This window comes from Acetobacterium sp. UBA5834 (assembly GCF_002435675.1).
In the GTDB taxonomy this organism is placed as follows: Bacteria; Bacillota; Clostridia; order Eubacteriales; family Eubacteriaceae; genus Acetobacterium; species Acetobacterium wieringae.
Genome location: NZ_DJGY01000072.1, coordinates 23555 through 48253 on the forward strand (window position 1 = coordinate 23555; position 24699 = coordinate 48253).

Sequence of the window (24699 nt, forward strand, 5' to 3'; positions counted from 1 at the left end):
TGACAGATGATCTTTGAAGGATTAAATGAAAAATTTCAAAATATATTTTCCCAACTAAAGCGCAAAGGAAAACTCAACGAAAAAGACATCCAGGAAGTTAATCGGGAAATTAAAATGGCCCTATTAGAAGCTGATGTCAATTTCAAAGTCGTTAAACAATTTACCAAAAATATCGGTGAACGGGCAATCGGCCAAGAGGTACTAAGTAGCCTGACGCCCGGGCAACAGTTTATTAAAATTGTCAAAGACGAAATGACAGCCCTTTTAGGTGGCGAAATTGAGCGGATGGACTTTGTTCAGGGCCGCCAGAACGTGTATATGATGGTCGGTCTTCAGGGGGCTGGTAAAACAACGACCGCAGCCAAGCTGGCCAACTTGTTGCGCAAAGAAAAAAAATTCAAGCCACTACTGGTCGCCTGTGACGTCTATCGTCCGGCAGCAATTAAACAGTTGGAAATCCTCGGGGATGAATTAAAGATTGACGTCTATTCCGAACATGATGTAAAAGATCCGGTGGGGATAGCCAAACGGGGACTGCAAAAATCAATTGAAGGTCATTATGATCTGGTGATCATGGATACCGCCGGTCGCTTGCAAATTGATGAAGCCTTGATGGCTGAATTGGTCAACATCAAAGAAGCGATTAATCCTACCGAGATTTTATTAACGGTCGATGGGATGACTGGTCAGGAGTCGGTCAATGTTGCCAATGAATTTAATCGTCTACTGGATATTTCAGGAGTAATCTTAACCAAACTCGACGGCGATACCCGGGGTGGTGCCGCCTTATCGATTACTTATACAATTGGTAAAGCCATCAAATATATCGGAACCGGTGAAAAATTGACCGATATTGAACTCTTTTATCCAGATCGGATGGCATCACGAATTTTGGGAATGGGGGATGTATTATCCTTTATTGATAAGGCCCAGAGTATGATGGATGAGGAAAAGGCCAAAGAACTTGAAGAAAAGTTCAGAAACCAGGATTTTGATCTTAATGACTTTCTCGATCAGATCAAGCAGATTGAAAGCATGGGCTCGATCAGTAGCTTGCTGGAAATGATGCCGAGGGCCAATAAAAAAGCATTGAAGAATGTGGATTTATCTGGTGCTGATACCAAGAAAACCGAGGCTATCATCTTGTCGATGACTAAGGAAGAACGTCATAAACCAGGGATTATCAATGCCAGCCGACGAAGACGAATTGCGTTGGGGAGCGGTACCATGGTTGCGGACGTCAACCGGTTGTTAAAGGGATTTGAACAATCCAAAAAGATGATGAAACAAATGTCAAACCCAAACATTGCAAAAAAAGGACGGATGAAGTTACCGTTCATGTAGACTGAAATATGATTAGTGTTATCAAGGACTTTATGTCATTAGATAAAGAAGTTAAGAAAGGGGGAACGAACATGGCAGTTAAAATCAGATTAAAAAGAATGGGTAAAAAGAAAAAACCTTTTTATAGAATCGTTGTTGCCGATGCACGAGCACCACGTGATGGTAAGTTCATCGAAGAAATTGGATACTACAACCCTTGTGTTGACCCTGCACTCGTAAAAGTCGATGCAGATAAAGCCAAAACATGGTTGGCCAATGGCGCAAAACCAACAGATACCGTCAAGTATTTGTTAAAAAGAGAAAACGTAATCGAGTAGTACCAGGAGGTAAATGATGAAAGAACTTGTGGAAATTATTGCAAAGGCTCTTGTTGAACACCCCGATGCGGTATCTGTCCAGGAAGTTGAAGGCGAACAGTCCATTATTTTGGAACTCAAGGTCGCAGACGACGATATGGGCAAGGTCATTGGAAAACAGGGGCGTATCGCAAAAGCAATTCGTACCGTCATAAAAGCCGCTGCCACGAAAGAAGATAAACGTGTCATGTTGGAGATCATCCAATAAAGGCATTGGGCTGTGTATACAGCTCTTTTTTTTCGGGTGTTTTTAGGGTTTAAACAGGAGAAAATAATGGAAAATAATAATCGTTTAATCATCATTGGCCGGATTCTTGGCGTACATGGAATTAAGGGTGAATTAAAAGTTCAACCGCTGACTGATGATCCGGGTCGTTTTTATGATCTGGATGAGGTCATTTTAATCCATGATAAAGCTGCAACAGATTATAAGATTACGAATTGCCGTCTTCATAAAAACAATGTATTGCTGTTTCTGGAAAATGTAAAAAACCGTAACGAGGCTGAAGCATTAATTGGCCGGGAAGTCGGGATTCCCCGGGAACTGGCAGTGGCATTGTCTGAAGATGAATTTTTTATTGAAGACTTGTTGGGATTGCCAGTTTACAATGACGGAGTGTTGCTTGGAAAAATAACCGATGTGATGCAAGCAGGCGGGGTGGATGTTTATACCATCACTGCCGACAAGAAGGTCTATTGCGTTCCGGCCCGCAAGCTTTATTTTACAAAAATCAATGTTACTGAAGGCCGGATCGATGCCAGTATCCCTCAGGAAATATTAGAGCTATGAGATTTTATTTCTTAACTTTATTTCCGGAAATCTTTGAAATATATTTTCAAACCGGGATGATTGGCCGAGGTGTCAAAGCGGGTCTGATTGACTATACGGTGATTAATATTCGGGATTTTTCCGGAAATAAACATCATAAGGTTGATGATACCCCTTACGGTGGCGGTGCCGGGATGGTGATGGCGGCACCTCCGATTGTCGCCGCCCTGAAAAGCATTGCTGATTTAGGCACATATCCAGTTATTTACTTGACCCCTGGCGGCAAACCATTTGAACAAAAAGATGGGATAAAGCTATCGGAGTATCCGGGCATCATTTTTATCTGTGGTCATTACGAAGGAATTGACCAGCGGGTGATAGATGCTTATGTGGATCTGGAATTTTCAGTGGGGGATTATGTCTTGACTGGTGGTGAATTACCGGCCTTAACTCTGGCTGATGCCATTGCTCGACATATTCCCGGCTTTCTGGGAAATAGCGACAGTTTGGCAGAAGAATCCTTTGAAAGCCATCTGCTGGAATATCCCCAGTATACCAAACCCCGGGAATTTGAGGGCCAGGAAGTGCCTGAAGTATTGCTCTCCGGCAACCATGCCGCAATCAACAAATGGCGCTTATTACAGGCAGAAACACGGACCCGGTTGAAGCGGCCTGACTTATTTGAAAAATATCAAAAAAGCTTGCATAATGAATAGACAAAGTGTATAATATATCAGTATGTTATTAAGTGAGACGGTCCTCTGTACCCGATGCATGAACGTCGCAAATCGAATATTAAGGAGAAAATAATGGACATTATCAAAAAGATTCAATTAGAAAACATGAAGGCTGAGCCACCAAAATTTAGTGTTGGTGACACCGTTAAAGTTCATGTTAAAGTAATCGAAGGTAAAAAAGAACGTATTCAGATTTTTGAAGGCATCGTCCTTAAAAAGCAAAACGGCGGTGTTGGCGAAACGTTTACGGTACGAAAAATCTCGTCTGGCTTTGGGGTAGAAAGAACCTTCCTGGTGCATTCGCCAAAAATCGAAAAGGTTGATGTGGTTCGTCGTGGTAAGGTGCGTCGAGCTAAGCTTAACTATCTTCGTGACCGTGTTGGTAAAGCAGCAAAAGTCAAAGAAAAAAGAGCGTAATTCAGAGGCTATCAAGCCTCTTTTTTGGTTAATTCAAGCGTTTTAATAACTAGAAATTTAGCAAGGAAGTGAAAAAATGAAAGAAGATCAGGAATCTAAAGGTAATTTGGAACTTAAAGAATGGATTCAATCCGCTGTGATTGCCATTGTGCTTGCTTTTATCATAAAGATGTTTTTGTTCGACTTTGTCATGGTTCAGGGCAGTTCGATGTTTCCCACGCTGGTGGAGGGAGATCGTCTGATTGTCAATAAAATAGGCTATACCATCGGTGAACCGGATTATGGCGATATTGTGATCCTCAGTTATAGTGATAGCATTGAGTATGTCAAGCGGGTCATTGGCAAGGGCGGCGATACCATTGCAATCAAGGATATGGTAGTTTATCGTAACGGCGAACCGCTAGAGGAGGATTATATTAACCCTGATCCTTATGAAGACTTTGCTGAGGTTACCGTCCCAATGGGAACCTATTTTGTCATGGGTGATAATCGGGCCAATAGCTCAGATAGCCGTTATCCCAGCCTGGGTTTTGTCGAAAGGGATGCCATTGATGGGAAAGTTATCTTTAGAATCTGGCCGCTTTCAGAAATTGGTACGGTATAAGGATGTCTGAAGAAAAAATAGAATATATACAATGGTATCCCGGGCACATGGCCAAAGCCAATCGGGAAATTAAAGAAAAACTCAAACTGATCAATGTGGTAATCGAAGTAGTTGATGCCAGATTACCGCTTTCCAGCAAAAATCCCGAAATTAATCAGTATACCTGGAATAAGCAGCATATCCTGCTATTGAACAAGTCAGATTTAGCCGATCCGGAAGTCAGTCTGGAATGGATTGAGTGGTTTAAAAAAAATACCGATATTCAAAAAGTGGTGCTGTTTGATGCCTTTGACCGTCGGATGAAGACTGAGTTGGTCAGAACCATTCAGGATTTGAATGTAAAAGAAAAAGCTCAGGTAAAATGTCTGGTTTGTGGAATCCCCAACGTTGGTAAATCCACAGTAATCAACAGTCTGATCGGTAAGAAAAAAACTCAGATTGGCAATAAGCCAGGAGTCACCAAGGGGCAGCAATGGCTGAGTACCCCGGATCACCTGATGCTTTTGGACACCCCGGGAATCTTATGGCCAAAATTTGAAGATCCCCTGGTCGGTCTCCACTTAGCCTGGTTGGGTTCCATTAAGGATACCATTTATGAAAAAGAGAACATCGCTGCAGATCTGTTAAAATATCTACTAATCTATTATCCGGGAGATTTGGAAGCTCTATACAAAATTGAGGTCGAGGGCAAAAATATCCCGGAGGTATTCGATGCCATTGCAAAAAGTCGGGGATTGTTGATTAAAGGTGGCGAATATGATTATGCCCGCACCAGTGTGCTGATTCTCAACGATTTCAAAAACGGCCGAATTGGCCGGATTACGTTGGAACGACCAGAGTAACGATGGACTTGTGACAGTCCCTGCTGGTAACGATAAAACAACCAATTTTTATTGAGAGTTGGTTGTTTTTTATTTGGGTTAGAATGGATTATTGGGTGGTGTTGTCTATATTTGTTTTACCACTTGTAGTATAATGACGGTAGAATCGTAATAAAGAGGTAATCATGAAAAAAATTGATAATATGACTGTTACACAGATAAAAGAGTATGTTGTGACCAGGCAGAAGGAAGAATATCCTAACCTGATCCCGATGCTGAAAGAAGATCATCGGGCTGCTGTTAAAAAAATTGGGCAAAATTTAGAGAAGAAAACCGCAGCCAGAGACCAGGAAGTTCAACGAATTGAAAAAATGAAATCAATTGAATCCGGTTACTATGATCAGGGTATCTTGAATATCGGTGGCATCGACGAGGTTGGGCGGGGTCCCTTAGCAGGACCAGTGGTGACCTGCGTCATTATTCTGAAACCAGATTCCAGTCGCTTATATGTTAATGACTCAAAAAAAGTTGCGAAAAAAAATCGTGAAACTTTGTGTGAACAACTCCTTGAAGATGCTGTAGATTATGCCATTGGACAGGTTGATTGTGATGTGATTGATAATTTGAATATTCTTAATGCGACCAAAAAAGCCATGACTGATTCGCTGGCGAAGTTGTCTATTAAACCGGATTTGCTCCTGATTGATGCTCTTCATATCGATACAGATATCCCCCAGAAAGCGATTGTCCATGGTGATGCCACCAGCTATGCCATTGCTGCAGCAAGCATTGTTGCCAAAGTCTACCGGGACAATCTGATGCAGATTTATCACGAAGAGTACCCGGAGTACGGTTTTGATCACAATATGGGCTATGGAACGGCTGAACATATAAAAGCCTTAAAAAAATATGGACCGACGCCGATCCACCGTAAAAGTTTTATTCAGAATCTGGGCTTAAAATGAAAACACATAATGTAAAAAAAGGTAAAGCCGGAGAAGCGTTAGCATTAAACTATTTAAAAAATAACGGTTTTCAGATTTATGAAACAAATTATAAAAAGCCATCTGGAGAAATCGATCTCATTGCAAAAGATCATGACACATGGGTATTCATTGAAGTAAAATATCGAAAAAATCTGGATTTTGGATATCCCCGGGAAGCGGTGAACCGGTCAAAACAAAAACGAATTGGTAAAACAGCGCTTTGGTACATAAAAGAAATGCAGCTCGATGATGTCAATATCCGCTTTGATGTTATCGAAATCTATTACGAATCAAACGGGGAGCAGGTGATTAATCATTTAGAAAGTGCTTTTTCGTTTTAAAGAATAAACAGGACTGGTGACAGAAAATTGATCACCAGTCCTGTTGCTTTTTTGAAATACTATTGACCGTCATCTACCGAAATCAGAAAGACTTTTTCAGAATAGGTACCTTTGTTTTCTTTATTCTGAATTTTTAAATAGTCAATATGAAGCGGCTCAAAATCAAAGCTTTCCACAATTGCATCCAGCAATTCGTAGATATCCGAAAGTTCATCTTCAGAGGGTCTTTTCAAAAAAATCTGAGCTTTTTCAAGAAGCTTCTCTTGTAGCGCTTCTCTAACTTCTGATTCACCTAAGATTTTGTACTCACAGGTACGTCCGCTGTCTCGAATGATTTCAGGAATTTTATCCCGAACAATTTTGTTGTACTCAACTTTCATAATCTATCACCTCAAGCCTATTATACCCAATGGTTAGGGTTCATAACAAGAGGCAACGTTATTTATTTAGAAAAAAACCTGACTGATTCTGAATTGATAGTATAATATAATAAAAACAACTGAAAATGGGAAATAAAATTGTAATTATTCGGATCGAGATCCAATCGCAGTCAACCCCTGAGTTTTTTGGGGAATATTGGGTATGTATTTCACAATGGAGTGCAGACTTCTCGAATAAAAAACAAAATTTGCTAAGTAGCAAGAAATTTTTAACTTGTGCTTGCGTTTTGGTTGGAGTAATACTATCATAGTTAGAACAGTTCTATTTTAAGATAGGGTTCAAGCTTAAAGATGCATATTATTTAATGAGATCGGATGGGTGCAGAAATTTCTGAATAAACATCGGAAGGAAGGTTTTGTTATGAGGAAGCTAACAATCTCAGTGTTCATATTGGCAGTGATCGGTGCAATTGTTTTTGCACTTAACTTTATGAGTCCCGCAGAATCGGACTCATCGGAAAAACTTTCTTCGAATCCGAGTCAAATAAAAAAAGTAATCGTACCGAAAGACAAAACAGTTAATGCAAAAGATTACGGAGTAAAGGGTGATGGTTTAACTGATGATACCGTTGCCCTGCAAAATGCAATTGATGAAGCGAGTAAAGAAAATGCGTTATTGATCTTACCAGAGTCGGAAAAACCGTATTTAATTACAAAACAATTGATTATTAGCGATGACACCCACATTAGTGGCTATGGAGCAGTCATATTCATGGCCCCACAAGAAGATACAATCAAGAACATGCTTTGGTCAAATCCAGATGATACCGTTTCAAATGTTTCGATCGAAGGACTAACTTTAAAGTCAGAAAATACGATTAAGGGTGTTGATTATTACGAGAACAGTCGTGTCAGCAATGTTCAGGGAATCTACTTTCAAGGCGTTGAAGCGATGACAGTCAATGATGTTTTCATGGATAATGTCTATGTAGGCCTAAAATTAGCCCAAACAGGGAAGTTCAAAAATAAGGATATAACGATAAGTAGACTAGAAATTGATCATTCGGGGATGCCGATACAGATTTCTGGTACGAATGGTTTTAGCATGGTTGACAGTATCCTGAATTCAAGCGACGGCGGAACGAAATGGTTGCATTCCGCATACCTCCGAGGTGACAACAGCAATTTTTATTTTGATAATGTTGAATTCAATAATGCGTCGGGTGGTGGAATAGCCATTGCGGGAAATCCGCAATATAACAAACCGCCTGAAAACATGATTTTCAAAGATTGCCGTATCAAGGACAGTGTTGTGGGTGTTCATATCAATAGCGGTGCCAAAAACATAACAATATCAGGATTAGTGATTGAAGGGTGTAGTTTGGGTTTTAAAATCAACGAAGCATCCGATTTAAGTATTGATAAGGTGAGTATCAGTGGAGCAAAAGCAAATGAGAATGACCATGGCGGCTTTAGCATTGAGAACGTCGAGCAAGTTTCAATTTCTAATGTTACAATTGATGCCAGCGAAATAACAGAATCCCTGTGTTTGTTGATTGGAAAGATTGATAGTTTGAGGTTATCTTCATTTGAAGATAATAACGTTAAGGATATTCCTTTATACAGTGTTAACAGCACCGCAATAATAAAGAATTTGATTATTGAATGATTTTCGTAAAGAATGGCAAACGAATCGAACAAATTATTCAGATAATTGCATCTTAGAAACACGATCAAATCATAATGCTAAGGTGACATCCATTAACGATTTTTTAGGAGGACGACAACAATGGCTGAGAAAATCTATCTGTCATCACCACATATGAGTGATGAAGGATTTGAAATGGACTATATCAAGGAAGCATTTGCCACCAATTGGATCGCACCACTGGGTCCAAACGTCAATGAATTTGAAAAGGAATTTGCAGCAAAAGTTGGTGCTAAATATGCAGCAGCAGTCAATACCGGAACAGCCGCAATTCACTTGGCATTACGGGCAGTTGGTGTAAGCGAAGGAGATATTGTCTTTTGTCCATCGCTCACTTTTTCAGCAACTGTCAATCCGATTATTTACGAAAAGGCAATTCCGGTATTTATCGATAGCGATGAAGACACCTGGAATATGTGTCCGATTGCACTAGAAGCGGCTTTTATAAAATATCCTCAGGTAAAAGCTGTGATTGTCGTTCATCTTTACGGTTTATCGGCAGATATGGACAAAATCATGGCAATCTGTAATCTTCATGGCGTCACTGTCATCGAAGATGCTGCGGAGTCCCTGGGTACCTTGTACAAAGGTAGACAAACCGGCACCTTCGGTGAATATGGCGTATTTAGTTTTAATGGGAACAAGATTATTACTACTTCTGGCGGTGGAATGCTGGTTTCTGATAATCAGGAACGAATTGAAAAAGTGCGATTCTGGTCGACGCAATCGAGAGATGCGGCCAGGCACTATCAGCACAGTGAATTGGGTTTTAATTATCGCATGAGTAATATATCTGCGGGTATCGGTCGCGGTCAATTAAAAGTGCTGGATCAAAGGATTGCAAAAAAAAAATATATCTTTCAATTTTACAAACAGGAACTGGAAAAATTACCAGGGATTCAATTTATGCCAATCAATCATTGGAATGAGCCAAATTACTGGTTGAGTTGTATAACCTTAGATGGAGCAATAAAACCATTGGATATAATCGAGGCTCTGGAAGACGAAAATATTGAATCACGACCACTTTGGAAACCCATGCATCAGCAACCTTTTTTTGAGTGGTGTGACTTCATTGGGGGAGTCGTTTCAGAAAAGTTGTTTAATTCAGGGGTTTGTCTGCCGTCTGACACAAAGATGACAGCAGCGGATCAGCAGCGAATCTGTCAGATTATTAAAGGGTTGTGAGCGCGATGATCTATAAAAGATTTATGAAAAGACCAATGGATTTTTGTTTATCTTTGGCAGCAATCATTGTCCTCTCACCGGTATTTTTTGTATTGGCTTTGTTGATCAGAAATAAACTGGGCCATCCGGTGTTATTCAAACAACAAAGACCGGGTTTAAATGAAAAGGTATTTACACTCTATAAATTTAGAACCATGACCGATCAGCGGGATGAACAAGGCGCACTGTTGCCTGATGACAAGCGACTGACCAAATTTGGTAAATTTTTACGATCCACCAGTCTGGATGAATTGCCGGAACTTGTAAATGTGGTAAAAGGTGATATGGCTGTTATTGGCCCGAGACCATTACTGGTACAATATTTACCCCTTTACAATGAAAAACAAAAAAGAAGACACGAGGTCAGGCCAGGGTTGTCTGGCTTGGCTCAGGTAAATGGACGAAATGCTATTAGCTGGGAAGAGAAATTTGATCTCGATGTTAAGTATGTTGACACTGTCAGTTTTGTGGAAGATTGGAAGATTATTTTATTAACGTTAAAAAAGGTCTTCAAACGAGAAGGAATCAATGCAAATGATTCGACAACAATGGAGTTATTTCAGGGAACAAGTGGAGACGATTAAAAAAGTCTATAAATAGTGCTAAAAAATTCGCGATACTAATCGAAGGAGGCGCTGCATTGTGAAAAAAAAGCTATTGGTCATCGGAGCAAGTGGGCACGGAAAAGTTGTCGTTGACATTGCAATTAAAATGAATAAATGGGAAAATATCGCTTTTCTTGATGATAATCCATTAATTACCGAGTGTATGGGATTCGGTGTTGTCGGAAATACAGCAGATGCCTTTAAATTTGCAGATGAAGCAGATATTTTTGTTGCTGTTGGAAATAATAAAATTAGAGAGGCGGTTCAAAACAAGCTCGAGTCAGCTGGAATAGAGCCACCACTCTTAATTCATCCATCAGCGATTGTTGGGTTAGCGGTGGAAGTAGGAATCGGAACAGTGATTATGGCTGGGGTTGTAATCAACAGTGCCACGCGAATCGGCAAAGGCTGTATTATCAATACGGCAGCAACCGTAGACCACGATAATCGTATTGCCGATTTTGTTCATGTTTCGCCCGGGGCGCATCTGGCCGGGATGGTGGTGATTGGTCAAAAAACCTGGATTGGGATTGGCAGTACCATCAGTAATAATCTAACCATTACCGGTGACTGTAAAATTGGTGCCGGTGCGGTTGTCGTAAAAGACATAACGGAATCGGGAACCTATGTGGGCGTTCCGGCAAGGAGTATCCGTTGATGAAAAAAACTGTCTGGATTTGGAACCACTATGCTACCAATATGTATAAGGATCGTGCTGGTCGACATTACTCGTTTGCTCATTATCTGCTCAAACGGGGCTATAACCCCATCATTTTCTGTGCCTCAACCGATCACTTTTCGAATGAAAATATTGAAATCATCAATAAAAAATACCAAGTGGACACAATTGATGGAATTACCTTTGTGATTGTAAAAACGCCTGATTACGCTGGAAATGCAAAAAAAAGACTGGTCAACATGCTGACCTTTTATAAAAACCTGTTTCCGGTTGCTAAAGAATATGCACACATAAATGGAAAACCGGATCTCATTCTGGCATCAAGTGTTCATCCCCTCACTCTGATTGCAGGTATTCAGATAGCAAAAAAGTTTAAGATCTCATGTATTTGTGAAGTCCGGGATCTCTGGCCAGAAAGTATTGTCGCTTATAGTGGTTTAAAACGAACCAGCTTGGTTGCAAAAATTCTTTATCGCGGTGAAAAGTGGATTTATAAACGGGCTAACAAACTTATCTTTACCATGGAAGGTGGGTCCGATTACATCATTGAACGCGGTTGGAACAAAGAGCAAGGTGGTACGATTGATCTAAAAAAAGTTTATCATATAAATAATGGTGTTGATCTCGATGTCTTCAAGGAAAACCAAACGGTTTATAAATTTGAAGATCTGGATTTAGACAATGAGAAAACCTTTAAGGTAATTTATACCGGGTCAATTCGACTTGTAAATAACGTTAAATCCATTGTTGAAGCAGCCCAAGTTGTCAAAAAAGAATCGCCCAATGCGATCATTTTCCTTATTTATGGCGATGGCAGTGATCGAAAAAACCTGGAAGACTTCTGTAAAGAGAATAATATTAATAATGTGGTGTTCAAAGGCTATGTCAATAAAAATAGGATTCCATATGTTCTGAGCAAGTCAAATCTCAATATCATTCACTTTGAGGACAATCAGATAAAAAAATACGGGGCCAGTCTCAATAAACTATTTGAGTACTTTGCCAGCGGTAAACCGACGGTTTCTGATTGTGAATTTGGTTATGACCTTATAAAAAGATACAATTGCGGAATGGTGGTTGATCAGGCTGACCCAGAACAATTGGCCCAAGCCATTATCGAGTTCAGCAATATGCCAAAAAAGCAATATGAAGAATACTGTAAAAATGCCCTAGCGGCTGCGTATGATTATGATTATCAACGACTAACAGAAAAACTTATTGAATTAATTTAAAGGGAGTTATAAAAATGACGATCAAGGACAAATTAATTTCTAAAACAGCGATATTAGGTGTGGTTGGTCTTGGTTATGTGGGGCTTCCACTGGCAGTGGAGAAAGCGAAAGCTGGTTTTAAAACGATTGGCTTTGATGTGCAAAAAGAAAAAGTCGACATGGTAAATTCCGGCATCAACTATATTGGGGATGTGGTCAATGAAGATCTGGAGACAATTGTGAAGTCAGGTCTACTTTCGGCGACAACGGATTTTTCCAAGGTTGCTGCCGCTGACTGTGTCTGTATTTGCGTGCCAACCCCCCTCGATGAGCATCAACAGCCGGATATCAGTTATGTCAAGTCTTCAGCAGAAAGTATTGTTCCATATATGCACAAAGAAATGTTGATTGTCCTTGAATCGACTACCTATCCCGGAACGACCGAAGAACTGCTTAAACCAATTTTTGAGTCATCGGGATTAAAATGCGGTGAAGATTTTTTTCTGGCCTTTTCACCTGAACGGGTTGATCCCGGAAATTTGATTTACAAAACGAAAAACACCCCTAAGGTGACCGGTGGTATCACCCCGCAGTGTACCGAAGTGGCAGCGGCGATGTATGAGAGCATTTTACAAGCCCCCATTTATCGGGTTTCTTCACCGGCCGTAGCCGAAATGGAAAAGATTCTTGAAAATACTTATCGCAATATTAATATTGGGCTGGTGAATGAGCTGGCCATGTTGTGTCATAAAATGGGCATCAGCATTTGGGAGGTTATTGATGCTGCCAAATCAAAACCCTATGGCTTTCAGGCTTTTTATCCGGGACCAGGAGTCGGCGGCCATTGTATTCCGCTGGATCCTTACTATCTGTCCTGGAAAGCCCGAGAATATGGGTTTCACACATCAATGATTGAATCCTCAATGATGGTAAACGACCGGATGCCTGAGTATTGCGCTGAACGGGCCAGTAAAATCTTAAATCACCACAACAAAACCCTAAAAGATTCAAAAATTCTTTTTCTAGGGGTCGCTTACAAGCAGGACATTGGCGATTACCGGGAAAGTCCTGCCATAAAATTAATGGACGAAATCGAGAAAGAAGGTGCAAAAGTCGTTTACTATGATTCATTTGTACCAGAATTTCAGGAACATGGAAAAACACGAACCGGTGAGGTGGAACTAACCTGCGAACTCATTGAGTCAGCCGACCTGGTCATCGTCACAACCGCTCACACGAATGTTGATTACAGTACCATTCAAAGACATGCAAAACTTATTTTTGATACAAAAAATGCCATGAAAAACATTAAAAATAGAGAAAATATTGAACTGCTTTAAGGAGGTGTCACCTTGGGTCTTAAATATGCATTAATCGGATGCGGAAAAATTTCGGCCAATCATATTGCTGCCGCCCGGGCCAATGATCTTGATATTGTTGCACTGTGTGATGTTTATCCGGAAAGCATGAATGCACTGATCAACAAATTTGACTTACCGGAAACAATCCATCAATATACCGATCATCAAGCGTTAATTCAACATGAAGAGCTGGATCTGGCAGCGATCTGTACAGAGAATGGGAAGCATGGGTCGATCGCACTGGATTTTATTGAGGCCGGTTGCAATTTAATCATCGAAAAACCAATTGCCCTATCGCTTGAAGAAGCAGATGAAATTATTAGGCGGTCCAAAGAAAAAAACCTCAAAGTCAGCGCTTGTCACCAGAACCGTTTTAATCAATCAGTCATTAAAATTAGAGAAGCGCTGGATCAAAAACGTTTTGGGAAACTCTTTTATGGAACCGCCCATATCCGATGGAATCGGGGTAGTGAATACTATGCTGGTTCGAAATGGCGGGGAACCTGGGAACACGATGGAGGCGCCCTGATGAATCAATGCATTCACAACATCGATCTGCTGAGATGGATGTTGGGTGATGATATTATAGAAGTGGTGGGGATGACAGACAATCTTAATCACCCCTATATTGAAGCGGAAGATTTTGGGATCGCTCTGATCCGTTTTGCTAATGGCAGCTATGGCATTGTTGAAGGAACGACAACCATTTACCCCAAAAATCTGGAAGAAACACTCTACCTGTTTGGTGAAAAGGGTACGGTCAAAGCTACTGGTCAGTCGGTTAACATTATTGAAGAATGGCAATTTTCTGATGCCCTGGATGACTCCGGGGAAATTAAAGAACGGTTTAGCAAAAATCCGCCCAATGTCGCTGGTTACGGACATACACCCTATTATACCGATGTTATTGATGCGATAAAAAATGACCGGGAACCATCTATTACGGCGGAAGACGGTCGCAGAGCAGTGGAGCTTATTCTGGCAATCTACAAATCGGCCGCAGAAGGACAACGGATCAGGTTGCCATTGGAAAAATGCAGTACGTCAGATTTTAAAGGGAGATTTGAAAAATGAGCTATTTCGTCCATGAAAGCAGTTATATCGATGAAGACGTTAAAATTGGAGCAGGTACAAAGGTTTGGCATTTTTGTCATATACAAGAGGGGGCTGAGATTGGCGAAAACTGTTCACTGGGTCAAAACGTCAATATTGGCAGTCGTGTAATAATCGGGAAAGGGGTAAAAATTCAAAACAACGTTTCGGTATATGAAGGGGTCGAGCTGGAAGATTATGCTTTTTGTGGGCCGTCAATGGTGTTTACCAACGACTTGACCCCACGCAGTAAATACCCCAAAGGCCCGGGTGGCTTTAAAAAGACCCTGGTGAGATACGGGGCATCAATCGGCGCCAATGCAACCATCGTTTGTGGTAACACCATCGGCCGCTGGGCAATGATTGCTTCTGGGGCTGTGGTAACCAAAGATGTCAAAAACTATGCGCTGATGGCCGGGATACCGGCAAAACAAATCGGCTGGGTTTGCGAATGTGGAACACCATTAAAAGAAGGCTTTTCATGTGAAGCTTGTGAAAGAGCCTACCGCCTGGAGAATGATCAATTAATTGAAAAGTAAATAAATAATGCGAGTGGAGAGTGATTTCGATGGAGTTCAGAGATTTAAAAACCCAGTATCAAAAATATAAAGACGAAATTGATGGTGCCATTCAAAAAGTTCTGTTAAAGGCTGACTTTATAAACGGATCAGAAATTCAAATTCTAGAAGAACGGCTGGCAAAATATGTTGGCGTCAAACATGCTATTTCCTGTGCCAATGGCACTGAAGCCATGACATTGGTGTTAATGGTCTGGGGAATTAAAGCCGATGATGCCGTATTTGTACCGGACTTTACCTTCTTTTCAACGGGTGAAGTGGTATCTTTAAGCGGCGCAACCCCGATATTCGTTGACGTCGATCCACATACCTTTAACATCGATACGGTTAAACTGGAGCAAGCCATTCAAAGGGTAATAAAAAAAGGGGAACTCAAACCAAAAGCAATTATTCCGGTGGATCTATTTGGTCTGCCGGCAGACTATCATGAAATCGGTCGGATTGCCGATAAATACCATCTGCTAGTTTTGGAAGATGCCGCCCAGGGATTTGGCGGTAGTATTAACGGTCAGAAGGCCGGTAGTTTTGGTCATGCTGCCACAACATCATTTTTCCCGGCCAAGCCACTCGGTTGTTATGGTGATGGTGGTGCGATTTTTACAAATGATGATCACTTAGCCAGTCTGCTCAATTCATTAAAAGTTCATGGTAGAGGAAAAAATAAATATGATAACGTAAGGATTGGTCTTAATTCCCGGTTGGACACAATCCAGGCAGCGATTTTAAATGTCAAACTGACCGCATTTATTGAGCATGAACTTGAGGATGTCAATAAAATCGATTGTCTGTATAACCAAAAATTGGCTGGAGCTGTTGAGATTCCGGTGATACCGGCAGGGTATTATTCCAGTTTTGCACAATACACCATTAAACTTAAGAACAAATCGGAACGAGATGCACTAAAAACCAGATTAAGTGAGCATAAGATACCGAGTATGATCTATTATTCAAAACCAATGCACCGACAGGAAGCTTTTAACGATCAGAAATTTGATGATGCTGATTATATGGTTACGAATAAGTTATGCGAGACAGTATTATCGCTGCCAATGCATCCTTATTTGACAGAGAAAGAAATCGATGAAATATGCAATGTGATTATCGATGTTTAGAGGATCGCTATGATGAATGTTTTACATGTGAATTCCTATTACGCTCAAGGAACTTTTTATAAACATTTGTATGATCAACAGATACAAATAGGAATAGCCATCGATGTTTATGTTCCGACGCCAAGTTCGGTTAGTCGTGATCTGGGAAACTATGCAACGATCAGCATTAACCATAATAAGTATGATCGTTATTTATTTCATCTGAAACACACAAAAATTTATCGGGATATAAAAAGAACATACCGTCTTGAGGATTATACAGTCGTTCATGCCCATTCATTATTTTCCAACGGATACATTGCGATGCGAATAAAAAAGGACTTTGGTGTTCCCTATATCGTTGCAGTGCGGGACACCGATGCCAATGTCTTTTTTAAACGGATGGTCTGGCTTAGAAAACTTGGGATTAGTATTTTAAAAGAGGCCTCACAGGTAATCTTTCTGTCAACAACCTATCGCGATGCGGTAATAAAAGAATATCTGCCAGCGCAGCTGCAAGATGAGATTCTCGCCAAATGTGCAGTTATTCCCAATGGCATTGATCAATTCTGGCTGGATCATTTGGGGACTCCTAAACTAAGTCGAGACAATAACACGCTAAATCTTTTATTTGTGGGAATGATCAACAAAAGAAAGAATATTCCCGCAACCATCAAGGCAATCAAGGACTTGATCCGCCAGGGATATGAGGTGACCTTTACGGTTGTTGGCACAGTCAATGATACGTTAATTTTTGAGCAAATAAAAAAAGAAGCCTTTATCCGATATCTTCCACACTGCTCAAAAGAAAAGTTGATTGAGATTTACCGAAACAGTGACATTTTTGTGATGCCGTCGATCACTGAGACCTTTGGTCTGGTTTACCCTGAGGCAATGAGTCAGGGATTACCAGTAATTTACACAGAAGGGCAGGGCTTTGATGGTCAATTTCCCGATGGGGAAGTTGGGTTTGCGGTAAATTGTTTTGATGTAGAAGATATTGCAAATAAGATAGTCAAAATCAAAAATCACTACAATGATTTGTCACAAAATGCAGTAACCAATGCCCTAAAATTTTGCTGGACTGATATTTGCGAGGAATACAAAAATATATATGAGGCGATCGGGCATAAGTAAGAGCGAAGAAGTGGGGAGGCCATCATGCAAAAAAAACACATCTGCTTTGTTGTACCGAACTATCCGACACAGAGTGATCCGGTTTATACCTTTGTCAGGGAGCTGGTCTGCTCAATTGCCGAGCTGGGATACCCATGTTCAGTCATTGCGCCTCAAAGTGTCACAAAGAAGCTGTTAAAAAATAAATCAGCCCGGCCTCAATTCTGGCAGGATTTTGTGAATGAAGAGGTGTGGGTGGATGTTTATCAGCCCAGGGTTTTATCGTTCTCAAATCTTAAGATTTTTGGAACAAACCTTTCGGCACACGTGTCACAAAAAGCAGTGATTCGTGTTTTTAGAAAAATAAGACAGCGGCCGGACATTATCTATGCTCATTTTTGGCATTCTGGGGTAACCGCTGGTTTAATCAGTAAAATGTATAAAATTCCCTTTTTCGTGGCAACCGGTGAAAGTAAGATTTGGGTGGAAAGCCTTTTTCCCCGCAAAACGATTCAAAAAGCTCTGGCTGATATAAGCGGTGTGATCTGCGTTTCAACCAAAAATTTGGATGAAAGTATTGAGCTTAAGCTTGCACCACGCAACAAGATGATTGTGATTCCAAACGCCGTTGATCCGAAAAAATTCTACAAAATGGACAAACGTGAAATCAGAAGCAAACTGGGATTTGGTCAGGATGATTTTATTGTTTCATTCATGGGGTCATTCGATCAACGAAAAGGTGTTTTGCGTTTGGCGGAGGCAGTGAAACAAGTGGAGCAGACGAAAGTCATTTTTATTGGTTCAGGCAATCTCAGACCAACCGGTGAAGAAATTGTGTTTCTCGGAAAACTCCCGCATAATCAGATCAGTGAATATTTAAACTGTTCCGATGTGTTTGTTTTGCCAACTTTGGCAGAAGGATGCAGCAATGCGATTCTTGAAGCGATGGCCTGTGGATTACCGATTATCTCTTCGGATCTCAGTTTTAATGATGATATACTAACCGATCGCTGGGCCATCCGGGTGGATAGTATGGATGTCACCGCTATTGCCAAAGCAATTAGATCTTTAAAAAACGATGATATTTGGTGTAAGAAAATGGCGGCAAACGCCTTGGAGCAGTCACAAGAATACCATATCGATATTCGGGCTAAAAAAATAGTGCGGTTTATTAACAATTCGATTAATGACGAAAAAGAGGTTCAAAATGATAACCAGGAAATCAACTAATTCCATTGCGATATTAGGTTTGGCGCTGCTACTTATTATTCTTGGTCTTTCAAACACTGTATTTTTGATTATTGGAATTATGATTGCCAGTAGCTATATCTTTCTTAGTGGAGCAGAAGGAATTTATGGTCTGTATTTTATGTTGCCGTTTTCTCCCATCATGAAGTTTGCACCAGGGGGAAATACTTTTTTTAATGTCCTTATTGCAGTGTACATCCTCAGAATGATTTTTTTAAATCCGAAAACGAAGATTTCACTCTATCAAATCCTATCAATTCTTGCACTTATTATTTTTTCCTTACTTAATACAATGGATTCAAGTTTAATAAAACTGGTGGAGCTGGTTATTTATTTCGTATTGGCTTTTTTAGTAATGAACAATAAGAATGATATCGAGGTGCGAAAATTACTTATGTATTTTATTGCGGGTATCATCATAGCGTCAATCTTAGGGTCTTTTAGCGATTTAATTCCTGGCCTAAGCGGTTTTATGCAAGAAACCCGGATTAAACTCGAAGATGGCGATGTATTTGGAAGATTTTCTGGAATCCAGACAAATCCCAACTTCTATACCATGGACATAACAATTGCGATTGCGGCGCTGTTATACATGATTGGCATGAAAAAACATCGTTGGTACGATTATGTTCTAGTGATAATTTTACTCGGATTTGGGATATTATCGTTGAGTTTATCTTTTATGTTGGCGGTGGGTGTGATATTTATACTCTATTTAGCTTTTAAGATCGTTCAGTTGACCAAATTATCCTTTGACGTCAATGTTGTTTTAAGAGGCATCTTTTTTATCGCATTGACATTATTAATTATTTCAGAAATTAGCAGTTTACCTTATATGAATATTTATTTTCAACGATTGGGCGTTGGTAGTTTTCTTGATCAGAGTCTATCGGATCTTACTACGGGTCGTTCAGACATCTGGTCGGATTATTTAAGCCTGTATCTCAGTGATTGGCGGATTTTCCTTGTTGGCGTCGGTTACTCGGTGGAGGCTTATCATTTAAGGCAGGCACATAATTACTTTCTTGAACTCTTAGTCCATTTAGGGATCATCGGAACAATTTTATATTTCAATGTCTTAAACTCAATTTTTAAGCCTTTTTCGATGAAAGTCAAAGGCCGAATGCTCTGTCTTTTACCGTTGGTGGCATTAATTTTTCGGGGATTTGGGATAAATTTATTTTTCAGAGAAAATTTCATCTTTTATTTAATAATCTGCGCATTGATCATGGCTGACGATGACCGCATAGATGATTTGAAAACGCCTCGAAAGGAAGTTTCAGATGAAAAATAAAACAATATTTCTGGAATTTAACGGGATTCCAGGTTCGGGGAAAACGACGTTGTCAAATCGAGTGATTACGGATATGAAAAGCAAGAATTATCTGATTGAATCCTATCATCAGGTTATTAAGAAACCAACCAGAAAAAACTCAAAACATCTGTTGTTATACCTTTTTAGGATAAAGCCAGGCAGTGTTAAAATAGGCTATCTGGCAACGATGTATTTGATTACAAACAAAAAACTTAACCATGAAAACTGGTTAAGGGTGATTTCTTTAGTGGTTCTTTTTGATTTTTATCAAAAAAAAGGCCAGGATTGTGGTGATGAAGTTATTTTGGTTGATCAGGGAATTGTTCAACAAATTATTTCGATGCTTTACGAGTCAGAATTGATTGCTGATAAATATGTTAAAAAACTAATCTGTTTTGCAAAAAAAAAGAATGTGGGATTATACATTGTCAACGTTGATCTTGATATTAATATTTCGTTTGAGCGTCTTGTTAAACGAAAAGGGAATATGTCACGGATACAGAAGTTAAACGAGGCGGATGCCATCCATACACTAACGATTCAGCAAAATAATTTTAATAAAATCAGAAAAATTATCAAAGAACTGGAGCTGGAGAGCCTTGATGTAAATACCAAAGCGTGTATTGATGAAACTGTGCAGGTGATCGTAAATTATATAAGGAGAATTAAAGATCACTAGATTTATAACAGATCCAGATTGTTCAGGATAAGTGATAGAAATGCAGCTGAATCGCTTAAAAAGGGAGCTAATTATGAAGAATAAAACAATGGTCAGTGTGAATTGTATCACCTATAATCACGAGAAATATATCGCTGAAGCATTAAATAGTTTTATTATGCAAAAAACCAGCTTTAACTATGAAATATTGATCCATGACGATGCATCTACGGATAGAACTGCAGAAATCATTCGTGATTATGAACAAAAATATCCAGATTTAATTAAGCCGATCTACCAAAAGGAGAATCTGTATTCAAAAGACGTTGATATTGACGATCTGAATACCGAAAGAGCAACAGGAAAGTATATTGCAGTGTGTGAAGGTGATGATTATTGGCTTGATCCGCTTAAACTTCAAAAACAAGTTGATTATATGGAGGGTCATCCGGAGTGTACGCTTTGTGTTCATGCCGCTTACATTGTCAACGTGGTCGGCCGGAAAATAAAACCGGTGAGACCGAGTGTTGGGAACAAAATATTCACCATTGAAGAAGTCATTGAAGGTGGGGGCGGATTATTTGCAACAAATACGATGATGTATCCTCGCTACTTAGATCCAAACAAACCAGATTTTTATAAAAAGGCACCGGTAACGGATTATCCCTTAGTTATTTATCTTGCCTTAAAAGGACAAGTATATTATATCGATGAATACATGGCGGCATACCGTAAAGGTGTGAGTGGTTCCTGGACCAATACAGAACAGTCAAGTCTGGAAAAAATAATTAAACACGTCGATAATACTGAAAAAATGTTGGCACATCTCAATCAATACACAAATTATCAGTATAATGAGGCGATCACTAACAAAAATAATATCAATCAATTTAAAATTATGATTGCTCAGGAACGGTTTGAAGCATTGAAGGAAGACCGATTCAAAGCAATATTTAAAAAGCTGGGAAAAAAAGAAAAAACTAAAATATTGATTAAACAATACTTTCCGCAGTCAGTCAGAACCTATAAAAAGCTGCGTAAAAAGTATCGCTTGATGAAGTAAACGGAGTCGAAATAGGTAGGATTAACCGGTTGCAAATACCTGAGCATGGAAATGGAGGAGCGATTGTGACACTAAAAAAATTCAAATCGGGGTTGTTGAGGTTCGATGACTTGATTTTTAAGGGAAAGCTTAAAGCCTTCTATATACATCGCATTAAATATCGGGGGAAAGCCTATGAGCTAACGGAAGATTTATATTTCCCTCCTCACACAGCATCAAACAAAAGTATTCGGATGGGTCCTGAGGGAGAATTATTGGCTGTTGGGGGTGACTGGAAACCGGAACGCATTATTCTCGCCTATAAAAATGGCATCTATCCCGTTGCATTTAAGAATCAGCCCATTCTTTGGTGGACATCAGAACGACATTGTGTCATGTATCCTAAAGATGTACATATTCCCAAAAATATGCGGGCGCTAATTCGCCAGAATAAGTACAAACTGACCGTTGATCAAGCTTTTTATGAGGTCGTCAGTGCTTGCTCGGAAACAAGAAAAGACTACACCTGGTTAACGCATGAACAGGTCAAAGCTTTTCATCAACTGCATAACTTGGGATTTGCCCATTCAGTCGAAGTCTGGGAAGGCGAAGAACTGGTAGGGGGATTATTTGGGGTTTCATTCGGAACATATTTTCATGGTGAATCGATGTTTGCACGGGTGAGTCATACCTCAAAATTAGCATACATTGGATTATCGGTTCGACTTGCAGAAATGAATTTTACGATTATGGATTGTGGAATTTGGCCAACGGATCATATGAAAAGTTTGGGTGCTGTTGTTATTTCACGAGATGAGTTTCTTGAGATTCTGGATAGAAGTAAGGATGCTCCTGAAGTGATTGCTGATTGGGGTGCATTGTTCGAAAATTGGGATTTAAAACAAGCAGTACAAAATCATCTGGATGGTTTGAAAACGAAGAGCGAAGGAGCCTTGATATGAAAGACCAAATCAACGTTACACGGTCATCGATGCCAGAATTTGAAGAGTACATGGCAGAAATAAAAGAGCTATGGGACACCCATTGGTTAACCAACATGGGTGTAAAGCACAAGAAATTCGCAAAATGCTTAAGAAATTATTTGAATGTGGAAATGGTAACCCTCTTAGCAAATGGTCACCTTGCCCTTGAATGTGCGATTGCTGCCTTTGATCTTCAGGGAGAGGTGATTACGACACCATTTACCTTTGCCTCAACCACCCACGCAATTGTCAGAAATGGTCTGGATCCAGTATTTTGTGATATCAATGAGGACGATTATACTATTGATGTAGAAAAAATTGAAAGCTTGATAACCGAAAAAACTTGTGCAATTGTTCCAGTTCACCTGTACGGAAACGTATGTGATGTGGAAACGATTGAAAAGATTGCAAAAAAATACAAACTGAGGGTGATTTATGATGCAGCGCATGCTTTTGGAGTAACGGTTAACAATATCGGCATCGGTAACTTTGGTGACGCGTCAACTTTCAGTTTTCATGCGACAAAGGTCTTTAATACCATCGAAGGTGGTGCAGTAACCTATAATAATGAGCAACTGAAAAAAACACTCTATTTTCTCAAAAACTTTGGGATTACTGGCCCGGAGTCAGTGGAGTTTGTCGGTGGTAACGCAAAGATGAATGAGTTTCAGGCAGCGATGGGAATTTGTAATCTCCGCCATATCGATGCAGAAATTGCCAGACGTCAGATTGTGTTTAATCGTTATTGTGAAAACTTGGAAGGAATCAATGGGATAAAACTTTTGCAACCGCAACCAGCGGTTAAAAGTAATTATGCTTACTTTCCAGTTATTTTTTGTGGGAAAGCGAATTTAAGAAATGATGTCTTTGACGAACTGGAGAGAAATCAAATTATTCCGAGAAAGTACTTCTATCCGTTAACAACGGACTACAAATGCTATGCCAATCGTTTTGATTCAAACGAAACACCGGTGGCGAAGAATATTGCCGAACGGGTTATAACTTTGCCGCTGTATCCTGATTTGATGCTTGACGAGGTCGATCGGATTTGTAAAATTATATTAAATTGCTCTAGGAATTTATGTTGAGGGATCAAAAGAATGAGGCAAATCGTCTTACAAAGCCGTTTAAGATAGTGTGGGGAAGGGAACTGACAATGATTGATGTAAAAAAACAACTATTGGAGGATTTAAATCAGCTTAAGCTAGATAATTCAGTCCTTCAACCGAACACCACATATGACAATAGAAAATATCAACAACCTGAAATGATAATCATTGGTTTGGAGAAAGATTGTACTATTTATAAAAGAACGTTCATAAAGTACCAATTTATTCAACTAAAAAAACGATCAATCTCGAAAAAATTTGAATCGTGGATAGGGTATGATGATTTTAACGGCGACTTAATTCAGGTTCACTTATGTTTGTGCGGGAGGAAAGCAGATCAGTGCGATGCAATGGAGAATTTTATGAACAACCGTGCAAAAAAAGTATCCTCTAAAAACAGATTTTCGTTCAGATGTCCTTCAATAGCAGTGATTGGTTCTGATGGGTCAGGCAAAAGCACCGTTACCACTGATTTGGAGAAGTGGTTTTCAAAAAAACTTGACTGCCGTCGGTATTATCTGGGAAGCGGTGATCATTATAACCCCATATACAAACAAGGTCTTAGAACAATAGTCAGATGGTTTGGACGTTCACGATCATCGAATGAACAGCAGGCAGTTAATACAGGAAAAAGCCAATTGAAAAAAACGCCAGATCGCGTTTTAAAAAAGGGACTTAAGAAAGGGTATTGTCATCTCAATGCCTTTTATTTGTATCGCATTTCGGTTCACTCATTAAAGCAGTTAAAAAAGTCAAATGACTTTTCTAAGAACGGCGGAATTTCCCTGTTCGACAGATTTCCGCAAAATCAGTTTATGGGAATCAATGATGGTCCGAAAATCAGAAAAGCATATGGAACCATCAATAGCCCGATCATCAACTGTTTAATGCAAATGGAGGATGTTTATTGTAAAATAAAAA

Annotated in this window: 28 protein-coding genes; 27 read left to right on the plus strand and 1 reads right to left on the minus strand. The window is 39.8% G+C overall.

Translation table 11 applies throughout. The annotated features are described in order from the left end of the window. Positions 1–6 precede the first annotated feature (6 nt). The 10 genes from ffh (at position 7) to B3F51_RS15540 (ending at position 6375) form a co-directional block, all read left to right on the plus strand. On the plus strand, positions 7–1344 hold the full coding sequence (ffh, locus tag B3F51_RS15495; RefSeq protein ID WP_286948001.1) for a signal recognition particle protein: 1338 nt from the start codon (positions 7–9) through the stop codon (positions 1342–1344). A gap of 71 nt (positions 1345–1415) precedes the next feature. Further along, on the plus strand, positions 1416–1661 hold the full coding sequence (rpsP, locus tag B3F51_RS15500; protein WP_026394772.1) for a 30S ribosomal protein S16: 246 nt from the start codon (positions 1416–1418) through the stop codon (positions 1659–1661). 16 nt (positions 1662–1677) lie between these two features. Next, entirely contained in the window at positions 1678–1908 is a 231-nt protein-coding gene (locus B3F51_RS15505; RefSeq protein WP_026394773.1) for a KH domain-containing protein, read from the plus strand. Between the two features lie 66 nt (positions 1909–1974). Then, positions 1975–2490 carry a ribosome maturation factor RimM gene (gene rimM, locus B3F51_RS15510; RefSeq protein ID WP_070369430.1) on the plus strand — a complete coding sequence of 172 codons (516 nt, stop codon included), beginning with the start codon at positions 1975–1977 and terminating at the stop codon, positions 2488–2490. Then, positions 2487–3185, plus strand: coding sequence for a tRNA (guanosine(37)-N1)-methyltransferase TrmD (gene trmD / locus B3F51_RS15515; RefSeq protein WP_070369431.1), 699 nt, complete (start codon positions 2487–2489; stop codon positions 3183–3185). Before rimM ends, trmD begins: the two co-directional genes overlap by 4 nt. A gap of 90 nt (positions 3186–3275) precedes the next feature. Further along, positions 3276–3623, plus strand: coding sequence for a 50S ribosomal protein L19 (rplS, locus tag B3F51_RS15520; RefSeq protein WP_070369476.1), 348 nt, complete (start codon positions 3276–3278; stop codon positions 3621–3623). Between the two features lie 76 nt (positions 3624–3699). Beyond that, entirely contained in the window at positions 3700–4227 is a 528-nt protein-coding gene (gene lepB / locus B3F51_RS15525) for a signal peptidase I (protein ID WP_070369432.1), read from the plus strand. Between the two features lie 2 nt (positions 4228–4229). Continuing rightward, positions 4230–5069 (plus strand): ribosome biogenesis GTPase YlqF, encoded by an 840-nt coding sequence (gene ylqF, locus B3F51_RS15530; RefSeq protein WP_286948005.1) that lies wholly within the window; start codon positions 4230–4232, stop codon positions 5067–5069. A gap of 164 nt (positions 5070–5233) precedes the next feature. Beyond that, positions 5234–6013, plus strand: a complete 780-nt coding sequence (locus B3F51_RS15535; RefSeq protein WP_228883447.1) for a ribonuclease HII — start codon at positions 5234–5236, stop codon at positions 6011–6013. Beyond that, positions 6010–6375, plus strand: a complete 366-nt coding sequence (locus B3F51_RS15540) for a YraN family protein (protein WP_148636468.1) — start codon at positions 6010–6012, stop codon at positions 6373–6375. The genes B3F51_RS15535 and B3F51_RS15540 overlap by 4 nt, the downstream gene beginning before the upstream one ends. A 59-nt stretch (positions 6376–6434) precedes the next feature. Here the strand turns inward: B3F51_RS15540 and B3F51_RS15545 are convergent, their stop codons facing one another. Further along, on the minus strand, positions 6435–6755 hold the full coding sequence (locus B3F51_RS15545) for a nucleoside triphosphate pyrophosphohydrolase (RefSeq protein ID WP_148636469.1): 321 nt from the start codon (positions 6753–6755) through the stop codon (positions 6435–6437). A gap of 421 nt (positions 6756–7176) precedes the next feature. On the opposite strand from B3F51_RS15545, the gene B3F51_RS15550 reads away from it, so the two are divergent. The 17 genes from B3F51_RS15550 to B3F51_RS15630 form a co-directional block, all read left to right on the plus strand. Further along, positions 7177–8424, plus strand: coding sequence for a glycosyl hydrolase family 28-related protein (locus B3F51_RS15550; protein ID WP_286948008.1), 1248 nt, complete (start codon positions 7177–7179; stop codon positions 8422–8424). A gap of 120 nt (positions 8425–8544) precedes the next feature. Beyond that, positions 8545–9651 carry a DegT/DnrJ/EryC1/StrS family aminotransferase gene (locus B3F51_RS15555; RefSeq protein WP_286948009.1) on the plus strand — a complete coding sequence of 369 codons (1107 nt, stop codon included), beginning with the start codon at positions 8545–8547 and terminating at the stop codon, positions 9649–9651. Positions 9652–9686: 35 nt separating this feature from the next. Next, positions 9687–10274, plus strand: a complete 588-nt coding sequence (locus B3F51_RS15560) for a sugar transferase (RefSeq protein ID WP_286948011.1) — start codon at positions 9687–9689, stop codon at positions 10272–10274. A gap of 58 nt (positions 10275–10332) precedes the next feature. Continuing rightward, on the plus strand, positions 10333–10953 hold the full coding sequence (locus B3F51_RS15565; RefSeq protein WP_286948014.1) for an acetyltransferase: 621 nt from the start codon (positions 10333–10335) through the stop codon (positions 10951–10953). Beyond that, a complete protein-coding gene (locus tag B3F51_RS15570) occupies positions 10953–12206 on the plus strand; it encodes a glycosyltransferase family 4 protein (protein WP_286948016.1) in 1254 nt (417 codons plus the stop codon). The genes B3F51_RS15565 and B3F51_RS15570 overlap by 1 nt, the downstream gene beginning before the upstream one ends. 14 nt (positions 12207–12220) lie before the next feature. Continuing rightward, complete coding sequence (locus tag B3F51_RS15575; protein WP_286948018.1) at positions 12221–13525, plus strand: nucleotide sugar dehydrogenase; 1305 nt, start codon at positions 12221–12223, stop codon at positions 13523–13525. Positions 13526–13537: 12 nt separating this feature from the next. Next, a complete protein-coding gene (locus B3F51_RS15580; RefSeq protein WP_286948020.1) occupies positions 13538–14620 on the plus strand; it encodes a Gfo/Idh/MocA family protein in 1083 nt (360 codons plus the stop codon). Beyond that, positions 14617–15177, plus strand: a complete 561-nt coding sequence (locus tag B3F51_RS15585; RefSeq protein WP_286948022.1) for an N-acetyltransferase — start codon at positions 14617–14619, stop codon at positions 15175–15177. Before B3F51_RS15580 ends, B3F51_RS15585 begins: the two co-directional genes overlap by 4 nt. 29 nt (positions 15178–15206) lie before the next feature. After that, entirely contained in the window at positions 15207–16328 is a 1122-nt protein-coding gene (locus tag B3F51_RS15590) for a DegT/DnrJ/EryC1/StrS family aminotransferase (protein WP_286948023.1), read from the plus strand. Between the two features lie 9 nt (positions 16329–16337). Then, positions 16338–17444, plus strand: a complete 1107-nt coding sequence (locus tag B3F51_RS15595) for a glycosyltransferase family 4 protein (RefSeq protein ID WP_286948024.1) — start codon at positions 16338–16340, stop codon at positions 17442–17444. Between the two features lie 24 nt (positions 17445–17468). Beyond that, positions 17469–18653: a glycosyltransferase family 4 protein gene (locus B3F51_RS15600; RefSeq protein WP_286948026.1), complete on the plus strand. Its 1185-nt coding sequence runs from the start codon at positions 17469–17471 to the stop codon at positions 18651–18653. Next, the gene (locus tag B3F51_RS15605; protein WP_286948028.1) at positions 18631–19965 is read left to right on the plus strand and encodes an O-antigen ligase family protein; all 1335 of its coding nucleotides are present in this window, start codon (positions 18631–18633) and stop codon (positions 19963–19965) included. Before B3F51_RS15600 ends, B3F51_RS15605 begins: the two co-directional genes overlap by 23 nt. Next, complete coding sequence (locus tag B3F51_RS15610; RefSeq protein WP_286948030.1) at positions 19955–20665, plus strand: hypothetical protein; 711 nt, start codon at positions 19955–19957, stop codon at positions 20663–20665. The genes B3F51_RS15605 and B3F51_RS15610 overlap by 11 nt, the downstream gene beginning before the upstream one ends. Positions 20666–20738: 73 nt before the next feature. After that, a complete protein-coding gene (locus B3F51_RS15615) occupies positions 20739–21707 on the plus strand; it encodes a glycosyltransferase family 2 protein (protein WP_286948033.1) in 969 nt (322 codons plus the stop codon). Positions 21708–21772: 65 nt separating this feature from the next. Continuing rightward, a complete protein-coding gene (gene aat, locus B3F51_RS15620; RefSeq protein WP_286948035.1) occupies positions 21773–22648 on the plus strand; it encodes a leucyl/phenylalanyl-tRNA--protein transferase in 876 nt (291 codons plus the stop codon). After that, entirely contained in the window at positions 22645–23757 is a 1113-nt protein-coding gene (locus B3F51_RS15625; protein WP_250932733.1) for a DegT/DnrJ/EryC1/StrS family aminotransferase, read from the plus strand. The genes aat and B3F51_RS15625 overlap by 4 nt, the downstream gene beginning before the upstream one ends. A gap of 68 nt (positions 23758–23825) precedes the next feature. Beyond that, the coding region (locus tag B3F51_RS15630; protein ID WP_286948037.1) for a hypothetical protein at positions 23826–24699 on the plus strand (874 nt) is incomplete at its 3' end.

Coding starts and splice junctions, on each gene's coding strand:
- ffh (WP_286948001.1), top strand. CDS start 7: ATGATCTTTGAAGGATTAAATGAAAAATTTCAAAATATATTTTCCCAA.
- rpsP (WP_026394772.1), top strand. CDS start 1,416: ATGGCAGTTAAAATCAGATTAAAAAGAATGGGTAAAAAGAAAAAACCT.
- B3F51_RS15505 (WP_026394773.1), top strand. CDS start 1,678: ATGAAAGAACTTGTGGAAATTATTGCAAAGGCTCTTGTTGAACACCCC.
- rimM (WP_070369430.1), top strand. CDS start 1,975: ATGGAAAATAATAATCGTTTAATCATCATTGGCCGGATTCTTGGCGTA.
- trmD (WP_070369431.1), top strand. CDS start 2,487: ATGAGATTTTATTTCTTAACTTTATTTCCGGAAATCTTTGAAATATAT.
- lepB (WP_070369432.1), top strand. CDS start 3,700: ATGAAAGAAGATCAGGAATCTAAAGGTAATTTGGAACTTAAAGAATGG.
- ylqF (WP_286948005.1), top strand. CDS start 4,230: ATGTCTGAAGAAAAAATAGAATATATACAATGGTATCCCGGGCACATG.
- B3F51_RS15535 (WP_228883447.1), top strand. CDS start 5,234: ATGAAAAAAATTGATAATATGACTGTTACACAGATAAAAGAGTATGTT.
- B3F51_RS15540 (WP_148636468.1), top strand. CDS start 6,010: ATGAAAACACATAATGTAAAAAAAGGTAAAGCCGGAGAAGCGTTAGCA.
- B3F51_RS15545 (WP_148636469.1), bottom strand. CDS start 6,755: ATGAAAGTTGAGTACAACAAAATTGTTCGGGATAAAATTCCTGAAATC.
- B3F51_RS15550 (WP_286948008.1), top strand. CDS start 7,177: ATGAGGAAGCTAACAATCTCAGTGTTCATATTGGCAGTGATCGGTGCA.
- B3F51_RS15555 (WP_286948009.1), top strand. CDS start 8,545: ATGGCTGAGAAAATCTATCTGTCATCACCACATATGAGTGATGAAGGA.
- B3F51_RS15560 (WP_286948011.1), top strand. CDS start 9,687: ATGGATTTTTGTTTATCTTTGGCAGCAATCATTGTCCTCTCACCGGTA.
- B3F51_RS15570 (WP_286948016.1), top strand. CDS start 10,953: ATGAAAAAAACTGTCTGGATTTGGAACCACTATGCTACCAATATGTAT.
- B3F51_RS15575 (WP_286948018.1), top strand. CDS start 12,221: ATGACGATCAAGGACAAATTAATTTCTAAAACAGCGATATTAGGTGTG.
- B3F51_RS15585 (WP_286948022.1), top strand. CDS start 14,617: ATGAGCTATTTCGTCCATGAAAGCAGTTATATCGATGAAGACGTTAAA.
- B3F51_RS15590 (WP_286948023.1), top strand. CDS start 15,207: ATGGAGTTCAGAGATTTAAAAACCCAGTATCAAAAATATAAAGACGAA.
- B3F51_RS15595 (WP_286948024.1), top strand. CDS start 16,338: ATGATGAATGTTTTACATGTGAATTCCTATTACGCTCAAGGAACTTTT.
- B3F51_RS15600 (WP_286948026.1), top strand. CDS start 17,469: ATGCAAAAAAAACACATCTGCTTTGTTGTACCGAACTATCCGACACAG.
- B3F51_RS15605 (WP_286948028.1), top strand. CDS start 18,631: ATGATAACCAGGAAATCAACTAATTCCATTGCGATATTAGGTTTGGCG.
- B3F51_RS15610 (WP_286948030.1), top strand. CDS start 19,955: ATGAAAAATAAAACAATATTTCTGGAATTTAACGGGATTCCAGGTTCG.
- B3F51_RS15615 (WP_286948033.1), top strand. CDS start 20,739: ATGAAGAATAAAACAATGGTCAGTGTGAATTGTATCACCTATAATCAC.
- B3F51_RS15625 (WP_250932733.1), top strand. CDS start 22,645: ATGAAAGACCAAATCAACGTTACACGGTCATCGATGCCAGAATTTGAA.